This window comes from Armatimonadota bacterium (assembly GCA_013314775.1).
Lineage (GTDB): Bacteria > Armatimonadota > Zipacnadia > Zipacnadales > JABUFB01 > JABUFB01.
In genome coordinates, this window is sequence record JABUFB010000010.1 from 327,111 (window position 1) to 346,146 (window position 19,036).

14 protein-coding genes are annotated in these 19,036 nt (G+C 63.2%); 10 read left to right on the forward strand and 4 right to left on the reverse strand.

Translation table 11 applies throughout. The features are described 5' to 3' along the window. The first annotated feature begins 25 nt into the window (after nucleotides 1-25). Together HPY44_14145 and HPY44_14150 are read left to right on the forward strand one after the other, a co-directional pair. Complete coding sequence (locus tag HPY44_14145) at nucleotides 26-775, forward strand: 16S rRNA (uracil(1498)-N(3))-methyltransferase (protein NSW57150.1); 750 nt, start codon at nucleotides 26-28, stop codon at nucleotides 773-775. Continuing rightward, nucleotides 772-2,133, forward strand: coding sequence for a sugar ABC transporter substrate-binding protein (locus HPY44_14150; protein NSW57151.1), 1,362 nt, complete (start codon nucleotides 772-774; stop codon nucleotides 2,131-2,133). Before HPY44_14145 ends, HPY44_14150 begins: the two co-directional genes overlap by 4 nt. 163 nt (nucleotides 2,134-2,296) lie before the next feature. On the opposite strand, the gene HPY44_14155 is transcribed toward HPY44_14150, so the two are convergent. Beyond that, nucleotides 2,297-3,205, reverse strand: coding sequence for a hypothetical protein (locus HPY44_14155; protein NSW57152.1), 909 nt, complete (start codon nucleotides 3,203-3,205; stop codon nucleotides 2,297-2,299). A 186-nt stretch (nucleotides 3,206-3,391) separates the two neighbouring features. Here HPY44_14155 and HPY44_14160 point away from each other — a divergent pair, with 186 nt between their 5' ends. Continuing rightward, on the forward strand, nucleotides 3,392-5,344 hold the full coding sequence (locus HPY44_14160) for a carbohydrate binding domain-containing protein (GenBank protein NSW57153.1): 1,953 nt from the start codon (nucleotides 3,392-3,394) through the stop codon (nucleotides 5,342-5,344). A gap of 96 nt (nucleotides 5,345-5,440) precedes the next feature. Here HPY44_14160 and HPY44_14165 read toward each other — a convergent pair whose 3' ends face one another. Continuing rightward, a complete protein-coding gene (locus HPY44_14165) occupies nucleotides 5,441-6,517 on the reverse strand; it encodes a radical SAM protein (protein ID NSW57154.1) in 1,077 nt (358 codons plus the stop codon). A gap of 180 nt (nucleotides 6,518-6,697) precedes the next feature. Here HPY44_14165 and HPY44_14170 point away from each other — a divergent pair, with 180 nt between their 5' ends. Further along, complete coding sequence (locus tag HPY44_14170) at nucleotides 6,698-8,242, forward strand: DUF5010 domain-containing protein (protein NSW57155.1); 1,545 nt, start codon at nucleotides 6,698-6,700, stop codon at nucleotides 8,240-8,242. 85 nt (nucleotides 8,243-8,327) lie between these two features. After that, a complete protein-coding gene (gene tpx, locus HPY44_14175; protein ID NSW57156.1) occupies nucleotides 8,328-8,852 on the forward strand; it encodes a thiol peroxidase in 525 nt (174 codons plus the stop codon). A gap of 200 nt (nucleotides 8,853-9,052) precedes the next feature. On the opposite strand, the gene HPY44_14180 is transcribed toward tpx, so the two are convergent. Then, complete coding sequence (locus HPY44_14180) at nucleotides 9,053-9,397, reverse strand: histidine triad nucleotide-binding protein (protein ID NSW57157.1); 345 nt, start codon at nucleotides 9,395-9,397, stop codon at nucleotides 9,053-9,055. Nucleotides 9,398-9,408: 11 nt separating this feature from the next. After that, nucleotides 9,409-10,167, reverse strand: a complete 759-nt coding sequence (locus tag HPY44_14185) for a sugar phosphate isomerase/epimerase (protein NSW57158.1) — start codon at nucleotides 10,165-10,167, stop codon at nucleotides 9,409-9,411. Between the two features lie 188 nt (nucleotides 10,168-10,355). Here HPY44_14185 and HPY44_14190 point away from each other — a divergent pair, with 188 nt between their 5' ends. From HPY44_14190 to HPY44_14210, 5 genes are all read left to right on the forward strand, one after another. Beyond that, nucleotides 10,356-11,291, forward strand: a complete 936-nt coding sequence (locus HPY44_14190; GenBank protein ID NSW57159.1) for an efflux RND transporter periplasmic adaptor subunit — start codon at nucleotides 10,356-10,358, stop codon at nucleotides 11,289-11,291. Continuing rightward, nucleotides 11,288-11,995 (forward strand): ABC transporter ATP-binding protein, encoded by a 708-nt coding sequence (locus HPY44_14195; protein ID NSW57160.1) that lies wholly within the window; start codon nucleotides 11,288-11,290, stop codon nucleotides 11,993-11,995. Before HPY44_14190 ends, HPY44_14195 begins: the two co-directional genes overlap by 4 nt. After that, nucleotides 11,988-14,438 (forward strand): ABC transporter permease, encoded by a 2,451-nt coding sequence (locus tag HPY44_14200; protein NSW57161.1) that lies wholly within the window; start codon nucleotides 11,988-11,990, stop codon nucleotides 14,436-14,438. Before HPY44_14195 ends, HPY44_14200 begins: the two co-directional genes overlap by 8 nt. A gap of 101 nt (nucleotides 14,439-14,539) precedes the next feature. Continuing rightward, nucleotides 14,540-15,940 (forward strand): sulfatase-like hydrolase/transferase, encoded by a 1,401-nt coding sequence (locus HPY44_14205; protein ID NSW57162.1) that lies wholly within the window; start codon nucleotides 14,540-14,542, stop codon nucleotides 15,938-15,940. 51 nt (nucleotides 15,941-15,991) lie between these two features. Next, nucleotides 15,992-19,036 carry an alpha-mannosidase gene (locus HPY44_14210; GenBank protein ID NSW57163.1) on the forward strand — a complete coding sequence of 1,015 codons (3,045 nt, stop codon included), beginning with the start codon at nucleotides 15,992-15,994 and terminating at the stop codon, nucleotides 19,034-19,036.

A 19,036-nucleotide genomic window follows, 5' to 3' on the forward strand; every position in this document is an offset into this window, starting at 1 on the left:
CGCGCCTCGCCCCGGAGTGCCAGACATGACGCGCCTGTTCATCGACCGCGTGATCTCGGCAGGCGAAGTGGTTGCCTTGCCGGAGGATGCCGCGCACTACCTGCTGAGGGTCCTGCGCAGGCAGCCGGGTGACAGCTTCGTCATCGTCGCAGCCGATGGCAGCGAGCATGTCGCAACATTGGAGCCGAGTGAGGGCCCCGCGCGGGCAAGGGTGATCGAGAGCCTGGAACCCGTTCCTGCTCCGACGGTCAATCTCGTGTTGTATCCCGCGGTGCTCAAGGGCAAGCACTTCGACCTGGTAATCCAGAAGACTGTGGAACTGGGCGTGGCAGAAATCGTCCCGGTGATCACGCGCAGGACTGTCAGCAGGCCCGAAGGCGAGCGCGTTGAAGGCCGGCTGGCGAGGTGGAACAAGATCGCGCTGGAAGCCTGTCGCCAGTGCGGGCGCAACGAGCCCCCACCGGTCTGCGAGCCGCTTTCCTGGTGCAGTGCCCTGGCCGACTGGAGCCGACGCGGGATACCGGGGATCATCCCGTATGAGGCCCTGGCGCGCAACCCGGAGGCGAGAATCAAGCGGGGCCTCGCCGGGATCGGATACGCCGACAGCATCGCCGCGTTCATCGGCCCTGAAGGCGGGTTCGCCCCATCTGAGATCGAGGAAGCACTGTCCGCGGGTCTCACTCCGGTGAGTCTCGGGCCTCGGATTCTGCGCGCCGAAACGGCGTCCATCGCCGTATGCGCAATCGTGATGAACGAAATGGAGTGTCCCCAATGATACGCCCGTCACGCCTGCTTCTGTGCGCCATATCGCTGGCGACCCTGAACCTTCTCGCAGGATGCGTGGAGAAGGTCTCTGAGCCTGTGGGGCCACCCCCGGGCGGCGAGATCATCAACAAGCCAACAGCCGGAGCCACCACGACGAGTGGCGGGATCGAGCTCGAGCTCTACACCTGGACCGAGACCGATGAACTTGAGGTCAACCGCGAACTGCTCAAGCAGTTCGAGGCCGATCACCCGGGCATCAAGGTGAACCTGGTCAACATCTCCGGCAGCCGCGAAGCCATGCAGAAGCTGGAGACGAAGATGGCCGCAAAGGACGGACCGGATGTCATGTCCCTGCATGGGGCGTACTATGTGGGTTTCGCGGATGCGGGCGTTCTGGCCGATCTGGAGGAGTTCGCCCGGGATGACGCGGACTTCGGCCTGAGCGACTTCCACCCGCGCCTGGTGGACATGTGCCGCTACCAGGGCAAGCTCTTTTCCCTGCCCCGGTATACCAGCATCTACTCTCTCTTCTACAACAAGGCTCTGTTTGACGCTGAGGGCATTCCCCACCCCGGCAAGGGTTCCTCATGGACCTGGGACGACTACCTGAAGGCATGCAAGGCGCTCACCAAAGACACCAACGGCGACGGCAAACCCGACCAGTGGGGCTGCATGATTGACTTCTGGGGCGCGCGCCTGTACCCGTGGCTTTGGTCGAACGGAGCCGATCTCATGGACAAGGAGATCAAGCGCTGCATCATCGACGACCCCAATGCAGTGGAGGCGCTGCAGTTCCTGGTGGACCTGCGCCATAAGTACAAGGTCTGCCCGGCCAGCACCTCCACAGAGCGCAATGAGGGCCTCACCAGTTTCGCGCGGGGCAATGTGGGCATGTATATGTCCGGACCGTGGGACATCCAAACGTTGAACGAAGCGGAGAATCTGGACTGGGATGTGGCCCCGGTGCCTGAAAAGAAGACGCGCTCCACCATGCTCGGCACCGAGAATTACGCCATCTGGGCGGGTTCGCGTCACCCGAAGGAAGCTTGGGAGCTGTTCAAGTTCCTGCTCAGCGCGGAAAGCCAGACGGTGATGGCCGAGAGGCTGGACAAGATGCCCTCGCGGATCTCGGTCCTCCAGGGCGCGTACGCCGGTGGGGATGCCGGCTATGACCGTTCGGTCTACGTGAAGGCCCTTGAGTATGCAAAGAACCCGCCGAACTTCCCGGAGTACAACCAGGTGGAGGGCATCCTGCAGGCGGAGCTTGATCGCATCTGGCTGGGCAGCGTGGCTCCGAAGGCGGGGCTGAAGACCGCCGCGGAGAAAGTGAACAAGAAGCTGGAGGAAATCAGATCCAGGCCTGAGTAGGCGGCTGGTGATGCCGACCATTGTCGTATGCCGTGCAAGTATGTGGGGCGCGGGCTCGTACCGCGCCGCGCCGTGTGGCGTATCGGCGGACGGTGTGGCGGGGGAGCCCGCTCCAAAAGTGTAACCGCGCGCCGGGAGCAATTCCCTCGCTTCTCCCGCTCCCCTACTCGAAGGGATTCCGCTCCAGGGCCCGCCGCAGCTCCAGCGACGACATCATCTCGACGTGGCCGTCCATGAACCCCACCGCCAGCATCCCGTTATGGAATCCCGGGTCGGGCACATCTGCCGCATTGCCCACCTGGCTCTCTCCACCACCACGCACTTCGAAAAGTGCGACGGTCTCTGACGGCAGCTTGATATCTCCCAGCCTGGCCCCGACCAACTTCTCGTTGAGTGCGTAGCCCACCGGCACATCCGGGCGCCCGGGGCAGCGAAGAAGCTGCTCATTGTTCCCGACGTATGGCAGCAGGTCCTTGGCCCAGGTCGCCCCTGGCAACGTCTGGTCGAAGTCCTGCGTGTACATGAGCACCCCCAGCATGAGCTGCTTCATGTTGCTCACGCAGGACTGGACCTGGGCCTCACCCCGCAGGTCTTGCGCCTGAGCGCGGAACATGAACATCTTCGCGAGCAGTCCCAGCGATACCGCCTCGAGTTCGGATTCATCGCGATAGGGCAACCGGGCGGCGACTTCCATCGTCTCGGTGTTGATTTTCACCAGCACCCCGTCTTCCACGATGAACACGAACTCCCCGTCGCGCCACCAGGGCGGCTGGCCCTTATTCGCCTGGCGAATGCCGTTCATGAGCATCATAAAGCCCAGGGCGTCGTCTCCGCCGCCCCTGCCGGCCATGCCCATCATCAACATCAACATGGCTTCGGAGTTGATCTTGCCCCCGGTGAGGACCGCCATCATGGTGGCTTCGTCTTCTGGAAATCCCATGTTCAGGTAGATCTGCTTGTGCTTCGCGATCTGGTCGGGCAGCGGTGCCGCGGCAGCCGCCGGTGCGTGTTCTTGTGCATGGGACGTCACTGCGAAAGCAAGCAGAGACGCTGCGAACAGGTGCTTCAGCATTTTGTCCCCTCCTTAGAGGTTGGATCTAGCAAAGTGAGCGAAGTGCGCGTGCATATGAGTGTACCAACACTGTCCTGAGCGCGGCTCCTCCACCGATTTGAGCGAGGGCTCCGCAGGAGGGCAGATGCTTCCCCGTGACGAAGTAGTCCTGTGAGTAGTACCAGCCCAATGAGAGGAACCACGATCATGCGCACGCTATGCCTCCTCTTCGCGCTCACCCTGTCGGCTTCCTGCCTCGCGCAGGATTCGACCACGCCCAACATCGTTCAGAATCCCGGCTTCGAGACCCTCGCCGCCAACGGCCTGCCCGAAGCCTGGGGAGCCGATGGTACGGTTTTCACTTCTGACGAGACCGTCGCCCACAATGGCGGGCGTTCCCTGAAATACTCCAATGACGACGCGGGCAAATACGTCCTGTGCGGCCAGACTATCCCACTTGAGCCCGGCCTGGCATACGAGTTCAGCGGCTGGATCAAGACGGAGGACGTAAAGGGCGAGGACAACGGGGCCACGATCTGCCTGGAGTGGTACGCCGAGGATGGCAAGTACCTGGGCGGCTCGTACCCTGCCGGCTTCAAGGGAACCACGGACTGGCGCCAACTCCGGGCTACGGGGGGACGCGTGCCCCCGAACGCTGCGAAATGCACCGTAACCTGTTACCTGCGCAAGGGGTGCACGGGCACCGCGTGGTGGGATGACATCGAGGTCCGCAAGTTCCGCTACCCGGCGCTGCGCACCACGCTGATTGAGCCCAACTACCGCGGGCAGGTCACCCCCTCCACGAAGCGCATCGCCGTTGCGGCCGATCTCAACCTGCGGGACTACGGAATGCGGCCTGACCAGGTTGTGCTGAAGCTCTCGCTGAACCCCGCCGCTGGTGGTGATGCGGTGAGAACAGTGACACTCACACCGAAGTCCGAGACGCTACTGGCGGAGATGCCTGCCGACGGCCTTGCGCCAGGCAAGTACACTCTCGAGAGCGCACTCACCACCGCCGACGGTGCGCAGAAGCTTGGCGTGGATTCATGGCGCGTTCATGTGCTCACGGACGCGGAAGCGGCCTCGCGAACCTGCTATATTGACGAGCACAACCGGCTGATCATCGACGGCGAGCCGTTCTTCCCGCTGGGCATGTATTGGGGCGGAATCAGTGCGGGAGACCTGGAGACCTATGCCGACAGCGCGTTCAACTGCCTGATGCCCTACGGCGGCGCGAATCAGGAGCAGATGAAGCTCCTGGAGAAACACAACCTCAAGATTATCTACACACTCAAGGACGTCTACTACGGTTCGACCTGGTGCCCCAAAGGCATCGAGACCATCGACGATGAACGCAGGTTCATCGAGGCAAAGGTCGCGGAGTACGGCAATCACCCGGCGGTCATCGCCTGGTATCTCAACGATGAGCTGTCCACAGCGTACATGGACCGGCTCGAAGCCCACCAGGAATGGATGGGGGATCTCGACCCCAATCACCCGACCTGGGTGGTGCTCTACCAGGTGGGGGAGATTGAGCAGTACCGGAAGACTTTCGACGTCATCGGTACCGACCCGTATCCAATCCCCGGAAGTCCCGCTGCACGCGCAGCGCAGTGGACGCGGATGACCGTGGACGCCATGCACGGTGCGCGACCTGTCTGGATGGTTCCCCAGGTGTTCAACTGGGCGGTGTACAGGAAGGGCGAGGAGGCCAAGCAAGGGCTGCGTCCGCCCACGCTGGATGAGATGCGCAGCATGGCCTGGCAATGCATCGCCGAAGGCGCCAAAGGCCTGGTTTTCTACTCGTTCATGGACATCAAGAGGGATCCCACAGTGCCCTTCGAGGAGCAGTGGGGGCACGTCAAAACCATGGCGGCGGAAATTGCGGAGATGATCCCGGTGATCCTCTCTGTGGAAGAGACGCCGAAGATTACCGCCGACGAGGCGCCGTGGCTCAACTGGACGCTGCGCAGCAGGGATGGGATCTGCACGCTGATCGCGGTAAACAACGGGCCTGACGAGGGCACACACACTTTCCAGCTTCCGTCCGCGCCGACGAGCGTGAAGGCCGTCCGCGGCGACAACCCGACGGTGGAAGGGACGGTCCTCGCTTTGCCATTCAAGCCCTTTGAAGTGCGGATCGTACAGCTTACCTTCTGAGTTTCCTGAACAGATCCGTCCGGACACAAAGCAGCCCGGCCCCCTGATCTCGGGGGCCGGGCTTATGAGTGTATGATCGCGTGCTTCCGGCTGTCTTCACTTCTCGGCCGGGATCTCATCCTGGTGATTGAGATGGGCCGGGCACACGGAAGGACAGACACGTTCCAGCAGATCGCGCAACTGGGTAGCATTGGGCAGACCGACGTCAGCCCGCATGCCGTCGTCCAAAGGCTCTCCGTCGCGTACAAGGACAACCACGGAGTCCACGCCGAACTGCAGTGCAATCTGGGTGGTTTTCATGCCCAGATCATTGGCGTAACACCGAATATGTGGGAAGTTCTGCAAGAAAACGCGGCTCACCGCGAACTCCCGCAGGTCCTCGAGGCCTCCGACCAGCCCGTTGCGCACCCGCTTGCTGCGCCGGAAAGCCCGCGGGGCGAAGAACGTGAACCCGTCGGTCTCATCCTGTAAGTCGCGCAGCCGGCTGAGGTGCTCGGTCTTGGTCTCGGGGCCTTCAAGGTGCCCGTACAGCATGCTTGCTCCGGTAAACATCCCGAGTTCGTGGGCCTCGCGCATGATCTGCAACCAGGTCCCTCCGGTGCACTTCGCGGGGCACAGGTAAGTCCGGATTGTGGGGTCGAAGATGTCCGCTCCATCCTCGAGGAGCGAACTCAGGCCGGCGTTCTTCAGATCGCGCAACACTTCGGTGAAGGTGAGCGCCGCACGCTTGGCGATATTGGCCAGCTGCTCGGGTGCGAAGCCCTGAATGTGGATGTCGGGGAAGGCGGCTCGCACCGCACCTACCATCTCCATGTAGTAGTCATACGCAGGCTCCGGATTCGAGCCACCCGTCAGCTGAATCTGGTCAACACCGACCTCGACCGCTTCCCCCACCCGGTTCACGACTTCGGAGACGCTCGCTGTGTAAGCTCCTTCTGCGCCCTCTATCAGAGAGCCGTCACAATGGCGACAGCGGTTCCGACAGACGTTGCTGTAACGAATGCGTCTTACCGAAATCAGGCTACATGCGGATGACCCTACACGTTGACGAACGGTCTGCGCGAGCATGCCCAGGCCAAGCAGGTCGCTTGAGCTATACAGTTCCGTGGCGTCGTGATCCTCAAGAGGAACACCGCTATCGATTTTCTCGCGAATACTGGTGATATCAACCATAGAGCGCGTGTAATTTCCGCCTGCGGTCTGAATGCTGCCAAGATACCCGGCGCCATACGGACACCGGCTCGGACAAGGTTCATTCTCCGCTGGGTCAGCGGAACCCTTCCACCTCCTTGCGGTTTGTGCTAGACTGATTGTCCAGCGTGTTGTGTACTCATCCCCCCGGAGGTACCACAGATGACGGCTGCGTTGCTACTATTGCTTGCTGTCACTTCTTGCCATGCCCAGCAAGCCGGCTGGTTCACCGAGCCGCCGCCGCCCGGGCCATTTACCGGGCTGACTGAGACGGACCTCTCCACTGTTCCCACCTTCACCCCCGATCAACCCGTCATCGGCACGTATCTCTTCTACTGGTATGACGTTTATTCCGGCGCCCATCTCGTCGACCATGACGGGACTGACGCCTGCACCACGCACCCACCATCATGGGAGGACTACAGTTTCCACTCCACCCGCTGGTGGCGCGAGCAACTCAAGGACATTGCAGCCGCGGGTATAGACTTCGCCGCGCCGGTCTACTGGGGTTTCCCAAACGGCTATGACGGCTGGTCCTTCGCCGGTCTGCCCCATCTGGTCCGCGCCTGCGACTATATGACCCGAATCGGCGAGACCTGCCCGCGTATCGCGCTATTCTACGACACCAGCACTCTCGCGCACAATGGCGCGGGACGCCGTATAGATCTTTCGACAGCGGAAGGCAAGGATTGGTTTTACTGCACCATCCGCGATTTCTTCAGTTTCATCCCCCCGCGACACTGGGCAGCGATCAACGGGCGTCCCATCATCCTGCTCTATGCGGCCGCATTCGCGGCCAAACAGGACCCGGCACTCTTCCCGCACGTTCGTGAGCGCTTCAAGAAGGACTTCGGCGTGGACCCCTACATCATTAAACAGAATGCGTGGCAGGGCGAGGCTGACAGCGTCTGCGAGTGGGGTGGCGCCCTGGGACTGAATATCAGCGCCTGTGCGGCTCTTGGGCCTGGCTACGACCACTCGGCTGTTCCCGGACGCACGCCGCTGGTGCGCGACCGCGAAAACGGCGCCTTCTACTCCCGAAGCTGGGAGACCCTCTTGAAGCTCAATCCAGCGCGACGCCCCAAGCTGGTGATGGTCGAAACCTGGAACGAGTTCCACGAAGGAACCGATGTGGCCGAATCCGCCGAATACGGCCGCCAGTATATTGAAATAACGCGAAAATACGCCGACATGTTCCACGCCGGGGAGCGCGTGGAGGTGGTTGCTGGGCCATATTCGAACGCTAACACTGTCGTAGTTACGTTCGGTAATGACGGCAAGGCAAGCGGCCTGCGCGTCCCCAGCCAGGCCGACGGCCAGAACGAACTCACACAGGTGGCCGGCAGAGAGTGCGTCCGCACCCGCACCACCGAGTGGGAAATCCGCTACCTCTACGTGGACCTCGACGACAGCTTCGTCTTCGATGCCGACCCGCGCCCGTACACGGTGGAGTTCGAATACCTGGATGAGGGCCCCGTGGCCCTTGAGCTTCACTACGACTCCCAGGACCCGAAGGGCTCCGTTCGAGACGGGGCCTTCAAACCGGGCGGACGCGTGGAGATCACCGGGAGCGGCGAGTGGAAGACAGCCCGGCTCACCGTGCCGGACGGACGGTTCGCCAACCGCACCAACGGCGCGGACTTCCGCATTGCTGTTTTCGGCCCGGGCGAGCTCTGCGTTTCGCGAATCTCAGTCACGCGCGATTGAACGCGAGAACATTGCATAACCCGGCTACACTTCTGGTATACTGAACAGTCTCGAAGTCGTAACATGGAATAGGAGGCGAGGGCAAATGGCAGAACGAACCGGCGTAGTGGCGTTCAAAGGCGATGGTTTGACTCTCGAAGGTGGGGAGTTGGTTCTGGGGCAGCCTGCACCTGAATTCAGAATTCGCACGGGACTTGCCCCTGACACGGAGTACACTCTCGCAACGGACGCGGGGAAGATCCGGCTCCTGAGCGTGGTGCCCTCCCTGGATACGCCGGTCTGCAGTCTGCAGACCCAGCGGTTCAATGCAGAAGCTGAGGCGCTCGGTGACAAGGTGGTCATCGTTACGGTGTCCATGGATCTGCCGCCGGCCCAGGAGCGCTGGTGTCAGGCCAACTCCGTGGCGAATCTGAAGACCGCGTCGGACTACTACGACCACAGCTTCGGGCTGGCCACGGGCTTGCGAATCAAGGAACTGGGGCTGCTGGCCCGGGCGGTGGTCATCCTGGACGGAGACGGGGTCGTGCGATATATCCAGATTGTTCCGGAAGTCACCGACGAGCCGGACTACGACGACGCACTTGCTGCGGCGAAAAAGATCGCTGGATAGCAGGCCGCGCGGAGCACCAATCAGGGCGCACGCAAGGTGCGCCGTGCGCCCTGATTTCAACCACTGATAGGTGGGCCATTCGTTGTGCGACCCGCGCCCACTGCGATCGGCCTGCAGACGACGGCAGACGGCCTGCGCTGACTGCAACGGCGAAACGCGTGGCACGCTGGGAGCTCTCTCACCCAGAAAGCGTCTCGGATCTAGCCCGGCGGCCAGGCCATCTGGCGACCGCCGATGACGTGCAGGTGCAGGTGGGGCACCGACTCTCCCGCGTGGGGCCCCACATTGAGCACCAGGCGGTAGCCGGTCTCCTCGATGCCTTCCTCTCGCGCAACTTCCGCTCCGGCCAACACAAGTCTACCCACGAGTTCCGCGTCGCCCTGCTCCACCGACGCGATATTCCCCACATGCTCCCGTGGGATCATCAATACGTGAACAGGGCCCTGGGGGTTGATGTCCTCGAACCCCACGACGAATTCATCCTCGTATACGATCTTCGCCGGGATGTGCCCCGCAGCGATCTTGCAGAAAATGCAGTCAGCCATTTCGATCCCTCCTAAGCAAGCCCTATGCTGCGCAGGTAGTCCATGCATGCGATCACTTTCTCGTGGCGCTGGGCCACATCCAGACCGTCTACGAGCGGCCCCTCGAGCTCCAGGGTCAGCGGCCCGGCGAAATTCGCCGAAGCCAGGATCTGCTTGATGCGCGGGAACTGCACAACGCCCTCGCCGAGAACGGGGAAGTTGGGCGAGTGGTAACCGCCGTCGGTGTCCTTCAGGTGCAGGCTTGCGGTGAAACCTATCACGCGCTCCAACTCGTCGGCGCTGTCCAGCCCCTCATTGTAGTAGAAGATGTTGGCGGTATCCAGGTTGATCCGCACTGCCGGGCTGTTCACTTCCTCGATGGTTCGCAGCATGCCGTCGGCATTCTGACAGAAGGGCGGGTGGGTCTCCAGAGCGATCACGACACCGCGGGCGGAGGCCTCATCGCCCAGGTACTTGAGCCGCGCCATGTGAATTGCGCGGTCCAGTTCGGTACCGTTGGCGCTGCAGAACCAGATGGGCACGCCCAGCTTCGCGCAGGCGTCAAGGGTGGCAGTCGCTGCGTCGATGGAGGCCTCCTGATCCAGGTTCACTCCGCCACTGAGAGTGAGAATACTGACACCGGCGTCCTTGCAGGCTGCGGCAATGGTCTCGAGCTGATCCAGGGGGCGAACATTGATCTCGAGATGACGGATACCGGCGTCGGCGATGTTGGCCACGGCGTTTTCCCAGCTACCGTAGCCGCCCTCGCGGATAGAGATGATCCCGGACATGAGTTTCACCTGAATTGTGACCGGCGGGCCGGCCTGAGATGCGCTTCATCAGGACAGTTGACCGTCCGGTGCCCGGATTCCTCCGCGATCTGGAGATGGTGAGCGCACGGTGTGGGAGGGACTGGCCTGTCGTGGAGGGAACATATATAGCGATCAGCCGGGTATCCAGGAGCCGTGGGAAGAGCTCGATGTCCCGTTTTCTCGTCCGCCATAAGTGGGCCGTGCTCGCTGCCATCGTCCTGATTTTGGTGGCAGTGATGGGTGTTGTGCGGGCGATGGGTCGTGCGCCGGAGGTTACGGTTGCCCGGGCGCACAGGGGTGATCTGCGCCTGCGCATCGCCGCATCCGGGCTGGTCGAGGCAGACAGCTCCGATCTGTCCTTCGAGGCGTCGGGCCGAATCTCTGCGCTCTACGTGGCCGAGGGAGACCCCGTCGCCCGTTCCCAGTTGCTCGCCCGAATCTCACCCGTCGGTGGGCTGCCGGGAGCTACTTTGGGCCAGGATGCCATCCAGTCGCCCTTTGACGGCACCGTGGTGGAGGTCTACCTGCGCCGGGGTTCCATCGTGCAGCCCGGACAGGCAGTGCTGCGTGTGGTGTCCGCTGCGGGCGGCTGGGTGACCGCGTTCATCGAAAGCGAGGATGCGGCCTATCTGAGCCCGGGTGATCGCTTCGCATGCCGCGCCGGCGGCTATCTGAGCCGCGCCTGGGATGTGACGGTGGACCAGGTCGGGCGCGAAGCCGTCGTGCGTAGGGACCTGCCGGGCGCGTCACGGCAGGTGCGGGTGCGGATGCTCCCGGTCCAGGGCGCACTGCCCCTCGCCCCGGGAACTGAGGTGGATATCGACGGCGAAGTTACCCTGGCCCATGACGCGGTGCTCATCCCTGCGGCCTGCATAGTCCGGGAAGGGCCAAGAGACCTCGTCTGGACCGTGGAAGGCGGGCAGGCTTGGCGGCGTGACGTGCAAGTTGGCCCCAACAACTTCGACCAGATCCAAATTCTCGAGGGCTTGCGAGAAGGCGAGGCGGTGATCGTCGACGGGAAGGCCGATCTGCGCGAGGGCATGCGCGTGGATGCGCGCGAGGAGCCCTCGCCGGCCGGCGACAGGGCCGGTGGCGCGCGATGAGTTCCAGAGAGCCGGCGGTGGTGGCTCGCGGCCTGCGCAAGGATTACCCGCTGGGCGACGTGACGGTCCAGGCGCTGCGAGGCGTTGATCTCGAACTGCCTGCCGGCAAGTTCGTGGTCATGCTGGGCCCCAGCGGCTGCGGTAAAACGACGCTCCTCAATCTCATCGGCGGACTTGACAAGCCTACAGCGGGAGAGCTGTCCGCCTTCGGCAGGCGGCTGTCCGAACTCAATGAGGCGCGCCTGACGGAGTACCGACGGGAGGACGTGGGTTTCGTCTTCCAAATGTTCAACCTCGTCCCAACCCTCACCGCATTGGAGAATGTTCTCCTCATCGAGCAACTTGTGGGTTTCGAGGGGCGTTCCGCGTCGGTGCTGGAGTCCGTTGGGCTGTCCGAGTTCGCCGACCACCTCCCTTCCCAATTGAGCGGTGGCCAGCAGCAACGCGTGGCAATCGCCCGAGCTCTGGTGAAGCAGCCTCGCCTGCTGCTGGCTGACGAGCCTACCGGTGCGCTGGATGTCCAGACCGGTCGCGAGGTGCTGTCGGTCCTGTGGCACGAGACGCGGTCGCGCGACATGACCCTCATCATGGTTACCCACAATCCTGTGTTCGCACACATCGGTGATCTGGTCGTGACCATGCGGGACGGCATCGTGGTGGAGGTGGCCGAGGGTGAGGCCCGGGACCCCGTCACCGTTGCCTGAGCGACTCCTGTCCCCCGTCAGCGGGTTTCTGCAGTTCGCAGGGGCGCTGGTGGAGGCCGCGGTCGTGCCCATGTTCCGGCGCAAAGTCTTCGCCGATGCGAGGGCATTGGGCGGTCAAACCGTCAGCCTCATGATCCTCGTGGCTATCGGCGTCTTGTTGTTCGTTGGACTCTACCAGGCGTACCAGTTCCTCACGGTAACGTACTCCACGATCTACTCCACAGGGCGCCTTGCAGATGCGTCCGTCCTGTTCGACCGCGGCCCCGAAGGCCTCGTGGACCAGGCACGGACCATCCCGCATGTGCGCGAGGCCATGGGCCGGGTGGTGCGCGACGGCGCGATCATCCAGGATGGCCGGGAGCATGAGCGGGTTATGGGACGGTTCGTGGGTGTCCCGCGCTTTCGCCCGCCAGCCATCAATGATCTCCTCCTCGTGCACGGGCGCAGAATCCGCAATGCCGACGAGGCGGTGCTCGAGCACCAGTTCGCCGCCGAGTCGGGTTACCGGCTCGGCGACGTCATCAAGTGCTCCTACGTGGGCCGGGAGCGAGAGTTCACCCTGGTGGGATTCGCGATCAGCCCGGAGTATGTCTACCCGGTCCCTTCCCAGTATTCGCTGTTCGTGGCCCGGGGGACTTTCGGGGTAGTCTTCATCGACGAGGCCAGGGCGCGGGAGTGGCTGGGGATCGGTCGCCAGATCACCGAACTGCATGTGCTGACGGACCCCGGAACCCGGGAGGAAGTCCTGGAGAAGCTCGAGGGCCTGGTCGAGAGCTACGGCCTCGAGACCGGGTTCGTACAGGACGACCAGCCTAGCAAGCGGCTCCTTGACATGGACCAGCAGGGCTTCGCGACCCTCAGCGTGTTCTTCCCTTTGCTTTTCCTGGCAGCCGCGGGGCTGTCGCTGTACGGCGCACTTAGCCGGATCGTCCGCCTGCAAGTCTCGCTCATCGGGATGCTCAAGGCCTGCGGGTTCAGCGACGCCCAGATCCTCGTCCAGCATGTGCTGCAAGGGGTGATTGTGAGCGTCGGAGGCGCCATTCCCGGCGTCGTGCTGGGGCATCTTCTCGCACAATGGCTGGGGAAGCAGTATGCCGAGTCCCTGAAGCTCGCCATGTTCTACACGGAACCCCAGTGGACCACCATGGGCTCGGCATTCCTCATGGCCGCGGGAACAGGCTTCTTGGCTGCATATCTACCGGCGCGGATGGCAGCGCGGCTCACGCCGGCGGTGGCGATGCGCGGGGATATTGAGAGCCCCCGTGGTATACTGGCCCAGCGCCGGCTTACCCGGCTGATCCGTCTGCCGCGCGTCGTGTATCTCATACCCCTGCGAGGCATTTTCCGCCGGGCATCGAGAACGCTCCTTGCGATGGCCGGGATTATCGGCGGGGCCGCCATTATTATCACCACCTTCGGCATGTATGTGTCGACGATGGATGCCATCGATGAGTATCTGCAGGGGACCCGCACGTACGAGATTGACGCGCAGTTCACATCGCCCGGCGGCCTGGAGGTAGCACGGTTCATCCGCGGCCTGCCCGGGGTGCGCGAGGTGTCGCCGAACACCGGTCTGCCGGTGCGATTACGGTCAGACCGAGGGGAGGCCGAACTGATGCTCACGGGAATCCGATCCGGCCAAAGACTCCTGCGTCTCCACGCGGTCACGGGGGAACTGATCCACACAACGCCGGACGGAATCTGGGTTCCGCTGAAGATCGCTGAACGCCTCGGAGTGGAGACGGGCGATCCCATCTGGGTCGAGTGGATCCGCACCAGCAGGCGCAGGCCGGTGGGCAGGCTCATGAGGGTGTCCGGGCTCGTGGACGTGTCCATGGGTAACTCGTGCTATGGCGAGTACCACGACGTGCGCCGCGCGTTCTCGGACCGCGTATATCCGGAGAGTTCCTACGGAGCCTTCATCGCCTGCGACCCGGCAGAGACAGAGGCCCTGCGGCGCCGGCTGGAGCGATCTGACGCTGTGGCCGCGGTCACCACCACCCGGGACGCCGAAGAGCAGATTGAAGAGCAGATGGGACTGATGTTCGTTTTCATCGGCGTCCTGCTGAGTTTCGGCAGCGTCCTGGCGGGAGCTGCTGTCCAGAGCGTGGCCTCCGTATCCATCCTGGAACGCACCCGGGAACTGGCGACCTTGCGCAGCCTGGGCTTCGCCGCAAGATCTGCTGCGGGGCTGATCGCCTTCGAGCTGTTCGTGCTTGCGGTTCTGGGGCTGATTGTGGGTATTCCGCTGGGGGTGAGGCTCAACACGCTGTTCATGGCGAGTTACAACACGGAGAACATGACTTTCCGGGCGATCCTCCCGCCGTGGGTCCATGTTGTGACGGTTGCCATCGTGTTCGCGCTGGTGGGGGCATCTGCGTGGGCCGGTGCGCGACGCCTGGCCACCATGGACCTGTCCCAGGCCACGAAGGCCAGGGAATAGCGGGGGCTCGCACATGATTTGAAGCGCGGGTCGCCCGCCGGCCGTTGCCTCTCGCGCGAACCCCATATGACCCTTTGCAGCTGCCTGATTTGGAGGCCTCAATGCCGCCCAATATTCTCTGGATCATGACCGACCAGCATCGCCGTGACTGTGTTGGCGCGTACTCGGATCGCCCGGTGCGAACGCCGAATCTGGACGCCCTCGCCGCGCGTTCAGCAGTCTTCCAGCGCCACTACACCACCTGTCCGCTCTGCGTGCCGGCGAGGTCCTCGCTGCATACCGGCCGCTACTCCCATTCTTGCGGAGCGATTGTCAACGGCTTTGGGGCCGCCGGCGACCGTGAAGCATCTCAGCTCAACCCGGGTGAGCGCACCATCGGCGAACTGCTGGCCTCGTGTGGGTACCGAGTTGGCCATTTCGGGGTTGATCACGTGCGGACGGTGCCGCCGCTCGGAGAGAGCACGGCATTCAGCCGTTTCATCTCGAAGGCAGACTGGATCCGACACGTCCGCGAGCGTGGCCTGGAGATGCCTGACATGAGCCCACACCAGCACCCGTGCCCCACACGGGTCGGTAACAGCGTCGTCACCCACCGGTTCTCCGCGCCGAAGCCCGGCCGGCATCCCTTCGATCTGCCGGACTTCGAGGACGTGTACTACGCTGATCGCGCCGTCGAGTTCATCCGCGAAGCGCCTGACGGCCAGCCAACGTTCCTGATGTGCTTCCTGTGGTTGCCTCACCCGCCCTTCGTGATCCCGGAGCCCTACTTCAGCATGTACGAACCCGCCGACATCGCGCTTCCTCCCAACGTTCCGGGCAATCAGGCGGGCAAGCCCGGCATGCATCTGGAACATCTCCCCGGACAGGTGGGAGCGGGGAAATCCCTGGATGACTGGCGCGAGGCCTGGGCGGCGTACTACGGCTGCGTGACGCTGGTGGACCACTGCATCGGCAGGGTGCTGGATGCCGCCGATGAGCGCTGGGGCCTGGATGAGACTGCGATCATCTTCCACCCGGACCACGGCGAGATGCTCGGCGCCCACCAGTATTTCCAGAAGATGGTCTGCTATGAGGAGGCAATCCACCTGCCGATGATGGTGTCAGCCCCGGGAACGCTGCCCGGTCCGCGAGAGCAGCTGACCAGCCATGTGGACATCGCCCCGACGATCCTGGACTTGTGCGGGGCACCGGCGCCCGAGGCCATGCAGGGGCAGTCCCTGCGGCCGCTGCTTTGGGGGAACGGTGAATTGCTTCACGAAGCGGTTTTCTGCGAGTACAATGGCAACCTGGTGCCCGACCTGTATCAGCGTTGCGTAGTATCGGGTGACTACAAGTACATTTGGAACCGTGACGACATCGACGAGTTGTATGACCTGCGCGAGGACCCGTGGGAGCTGCGCAACCTGGCGTCCGAGCCTGCACTGAAGGACATTCGCAACCGCCTGCGCGATCTCCTGAAGCGCTGGATGCGGGACACGGGAGACTTCCTGTCCTTGGACTGATCCGAACCATAATACTGAACCCATCGCCAATCTGTGAGGATCACGGCAATCATGGATCCGCGCATCATCATCAAGAAGCTACAGATTCTCGAAGGCCTGTGCGCCGAGAAGTCACTGCCCATTGGCCCGTGGAAGGCGCGCACGGCGAAACATATCGCGCCAGAGCGGTATGAGGAACTCGACGACTGGGCGGAGATTCCGGCGCGGTCTCACTGGCTCGCGGGGCTCACGGTGTTCATGCGGGGGCGCGTCCACGTGCCCGATGACTGGGACCTTGCGAACACCTTCCTGCAGTTCGGGTTCGAAACCATGGAAGGCCTGCTCAGCGTCAACGGGCGGCCGTGGTCGGGGCTGGATCACGGCCACAGTCGGTGTCCGGCTCCCGCGCCGGGGGATCTGGACCTGGAGATCGAATGGGATTGTGTTCCCCGGGTGCGCTGCGAGCCTCATCTCGCAGGCACTACCAGCACCTTCACCGGTGCAAGACTGGTGCAGATCAACCCCGACGTCGAGGCCGCGCTGTGGGACATGCGGTTCGCTTTTGAAGCCTTCAATGCGCTGGAGGACGGCCGGCGCAAGGAGCTTCTGGGGAAGGCCATCGAGGAGTCGATGCTCGCGTTTACTCTCTCCGCTCCCCGCGAATTGGTGCTGGAGGAACTTGACCGGGCGCGCAAGCACCTGCTGGCGGCCATCCTGAGCATCGCACAGGATCCAGAGAACGGCCGCATCATGCTCACGGGGCACACCCACATCGACGTGGCGTACCTGTGGCCCATCAAGGAGACCATCCGCAAGTGCGGCCGCACGTTCTCAACCGCCTGTTGGATGATGGACCGCTACCCCGACTACAAGTTTTCGTGCAGCCAGGCCCAGGTTTACCAGTTCACGCGGGACCACTACCCCGACGTGTACTCCCGGATGCGCGAGCTTGTGGCCTCCGGGCGCTGGGAGACCACCGGAGGGATGTGGGTCGAAGCGGACTGCAACGTGACCTCGGGCGAATCCTTGATCCGCCAGATTCTCCACGGGCTCGCGTTTTTCCGCGAGGAGTTCGGCACCCGGCCCACTGTCTGCTGGTTGCCCGATGTGTTCGGCTACAACGCCGGCCTGCCACAGATTCTCGCAGGCTGCGGGCTCACATCATTCTGGACCTGGAAACTCCACTGGCAGTCGCGCAATCCGTTCCCGCATCATCTCTTCTGGTGGCAGGGCTGCGACGGCACCCGGGTGCTAGCGCATATCCCGAAGCTCGGGGGCGGCGGCTACAATGGCCAGCCCACGCCGGAGCAGCTCGCGACTGCCTGGCGCACCTACCTGCAGAAGGGCACCTATGACCAACAGTTGTTCCCCTTCGGGTTCGGCGACGGTGGTGGCGGCGTGAACGAACAGATGATGGAATACGCCCGGCGTGCCGAACGCTTCCCAGGCCTGCCTGAGTGCAGAATCGGGACCACCGAGGAGTTCTTCGCGCAGGTACGGGAGCATAACCCGGACCTGCCCGTCTGGGTGGGCGAACTGTACCTGGAGACCCACCGGGGCACATCCACAAGCCAGGCGCGCATCAAACGATCCAACCGGCAGTGTGAGCTTGCCTTGCGCAGCGCCGAGATGATAGCCGTTGTTGCGAATCGCCTGCACGAAAGCGTGGACGTGGCGCCGTTGCGCGCAGCGTGGGAGAAGGTTCTGCTGCACCAGTTCCATGATATCCTGCCCGGGACGTCGGTGAAGGAAACCTTCGAAGATGCCGCGCGAGACCACGAGCAGGTGCTTCAGACAGCCCGCAAGGTGGGTCAGCAGGCGCTGTCGCGCATCGTTGGGGATGCGCGGGACACCCTGCGGTTCGCGGTGTTCAACCCGCTTTCGTGGGAACGAAGCGGCGTGGTTGAACTGGATGCGCCGGATGTGGGGGACGACCTGGTCGGAGTCATCCGGGGGCAGCAGGTACCGGTGCAGGTAGTCGGACACGATGGCGACCGCATCCGGGTGCTCGCGGCTGCGGAAAGGGTCCCGTCACTGGGCGGCGCGCTGCTGGAGTTGGTGCAGGATCGGCCGCTGCGGTCTCTGGTGACCGCATCTGGGAACACCCTCGAGAATCAGTTCTTCCGCGTGCAATTGTCAGAGATCGGCGAGGTGCTGAGCATCTACGACAAGCGCGCCGGACGCGAGGTTATCCCCGACGGGCAGCCCGCGAACCGCCTGCAACTGTTCCAGGACGGCCCCGAGCGCGAGGCGGCCTGGAATGTGCACCCGACCTCCACCAGGCGCGAGTACCCCTGGGAAGGTGACTGCAGCCTGCGGGTCACGGAAAGCGGGCCGGTGCGGGCGACGATTCGGGTGGAGCGCAGTCACCGGGATACCCGGCTGATCCAAGACATCATGCTATATGACAACAAGCCCCGCATTGACTTCCGCACCTGGGTCGACTGGCGCGAGCGGCAGACCATGCTCAAGGCCGCCTTCCCGCTGGCCATCCATACAGACCAGGCGACATACGAGGTGCAGTTCGGGGTGATCCAACGCCCGACGCACCGCAACACGTCCTGGGATGAAGAGAAGTTCGAAGTCGCCGCTCAGCGCTGGGTCGACCTTTCCGAGGGGGGATACGGCGTGAGCCTGCTCAATGACTGCAAGTACGGGCACGATGCCCTCGGCAATGTGCTGCGGCTCACACTGCTGCGAGGGCCGGAGTACCCGGACCCGGAGGCAGATCTCGGTGAACACGAGTTCACCTACTCGCTCCTGCCCCACGAGGGCGACTGGCGTCAGGGGGGGACCGTGCAGCAAGCCTGGCAGCTCAATGTTCCGCTCTTCGCCGTGCCTACGGATCGCCAGCAGAGCAGTGTCTGCTTCATGCGGGTGGATGGACCGGCAATCGTAGAGACATTGAAGCCCGCCGAGAACGGTGACGGGGACATCCTGCGCCTGTATGAACCTTACGGCAGCCGAGGGCGAGTCACGGTGGAGATCAACTTCCCGGTGAGCGAAGTGCGCGAATGCAATCTGGTGGAAGAGGACGCAAAGGCGGCCGACTTCGCGGAGGGAGTGCTGGCCTTCGACATTCGGCCCTTCGAGATAAAGACTTTCAGGCTGGTGTAG

Coding starts and splice junctions, on each gene's coding strand:
- HPY44_14145 (NSW57150.1), top strand. CDS start 26: ATGACGCGCCTGTTCATCGACCGCGTGATCTCGGCAGGCGAAGTGGTT.
- HPY44_14150 (NSW57151.1), top strand. CDS start 772: ATGATACGCCCGTCACGCCTGCTTCTGTGCGCCATATCGCTGGCGACC.
- HPY44_14155 (NSW57152.1), bottom strand. CDS start 3,205: ATGCTGAAGCACCTGTTCGCAGCGTCTCTGCTTGCTTTCGCAGTGACG.
- HPY44_14160 (NSW57153.1), top strand. CDS start 3,392: ATGCGCACGCTATGCCTCCTCTTCGCGCTCACCCTGTCGGCTTCCTGC.
- HPY44_14165 (NSW57154.1), bottom strand. CDS start 6,517: ATGGTTGATATCACCAGTATTCGCGAGAAAATCGATAGCGGTGTTCCT.
- HPY44_14170 (NSW57155.1), top strand. CDS start 6,698: ATGACGGCTGCGTTGCTACTATTGCTTGCTGTCACTTCTTGCCATGCC.
- tpx (NSW57156.1), top strand. CDS start 8,328: ATGGCAGAACGAACCGGCGTAGTGGCGTTCAAAGGCGATGGTTTGACT.
- HPY44_14180 (NSW57157.1), bottom strand. CDS start 9,397: ATGGCTGACTGCATTTTCTGCAAGATCGCTGCGGGGCACATCCCGGCG.
- HPY44_14185 (NSW57158.1), bottom strand. CDS start 10,167: ATGTCCGGGATCATCTCTATCCGCGAGGGCGGCTACGGTAGCTGGGAA.
- HPY44_14190 (NSW57159.1), top strand. CDS start 10,356: ATGTCCCGTTTTCTCGTCCGCCATAAGTGGGCCGTGCTCGCTGCCATC.
- HPY44_14195 (NSW57160.1), top strand. CDS start 11,288: ATGAGTTCCAGAGAGCCGGCGGTGGTGGCTCGCGGCCTGCGCAAGGAT.
- HPY44_14205 (NSW57162.1), top strand. CDS start 14,540: ATGCCGCCCAATATTCTCTGGATCATGACCGACCAGCATCGCCGTGAC.
- HPY44_14210 (NSW57163.1), top strand. CDS start 15,992: ATGGATCCGCGCATCATCATCAAGAAGCTACAGATTCTCGAAGGCCTG.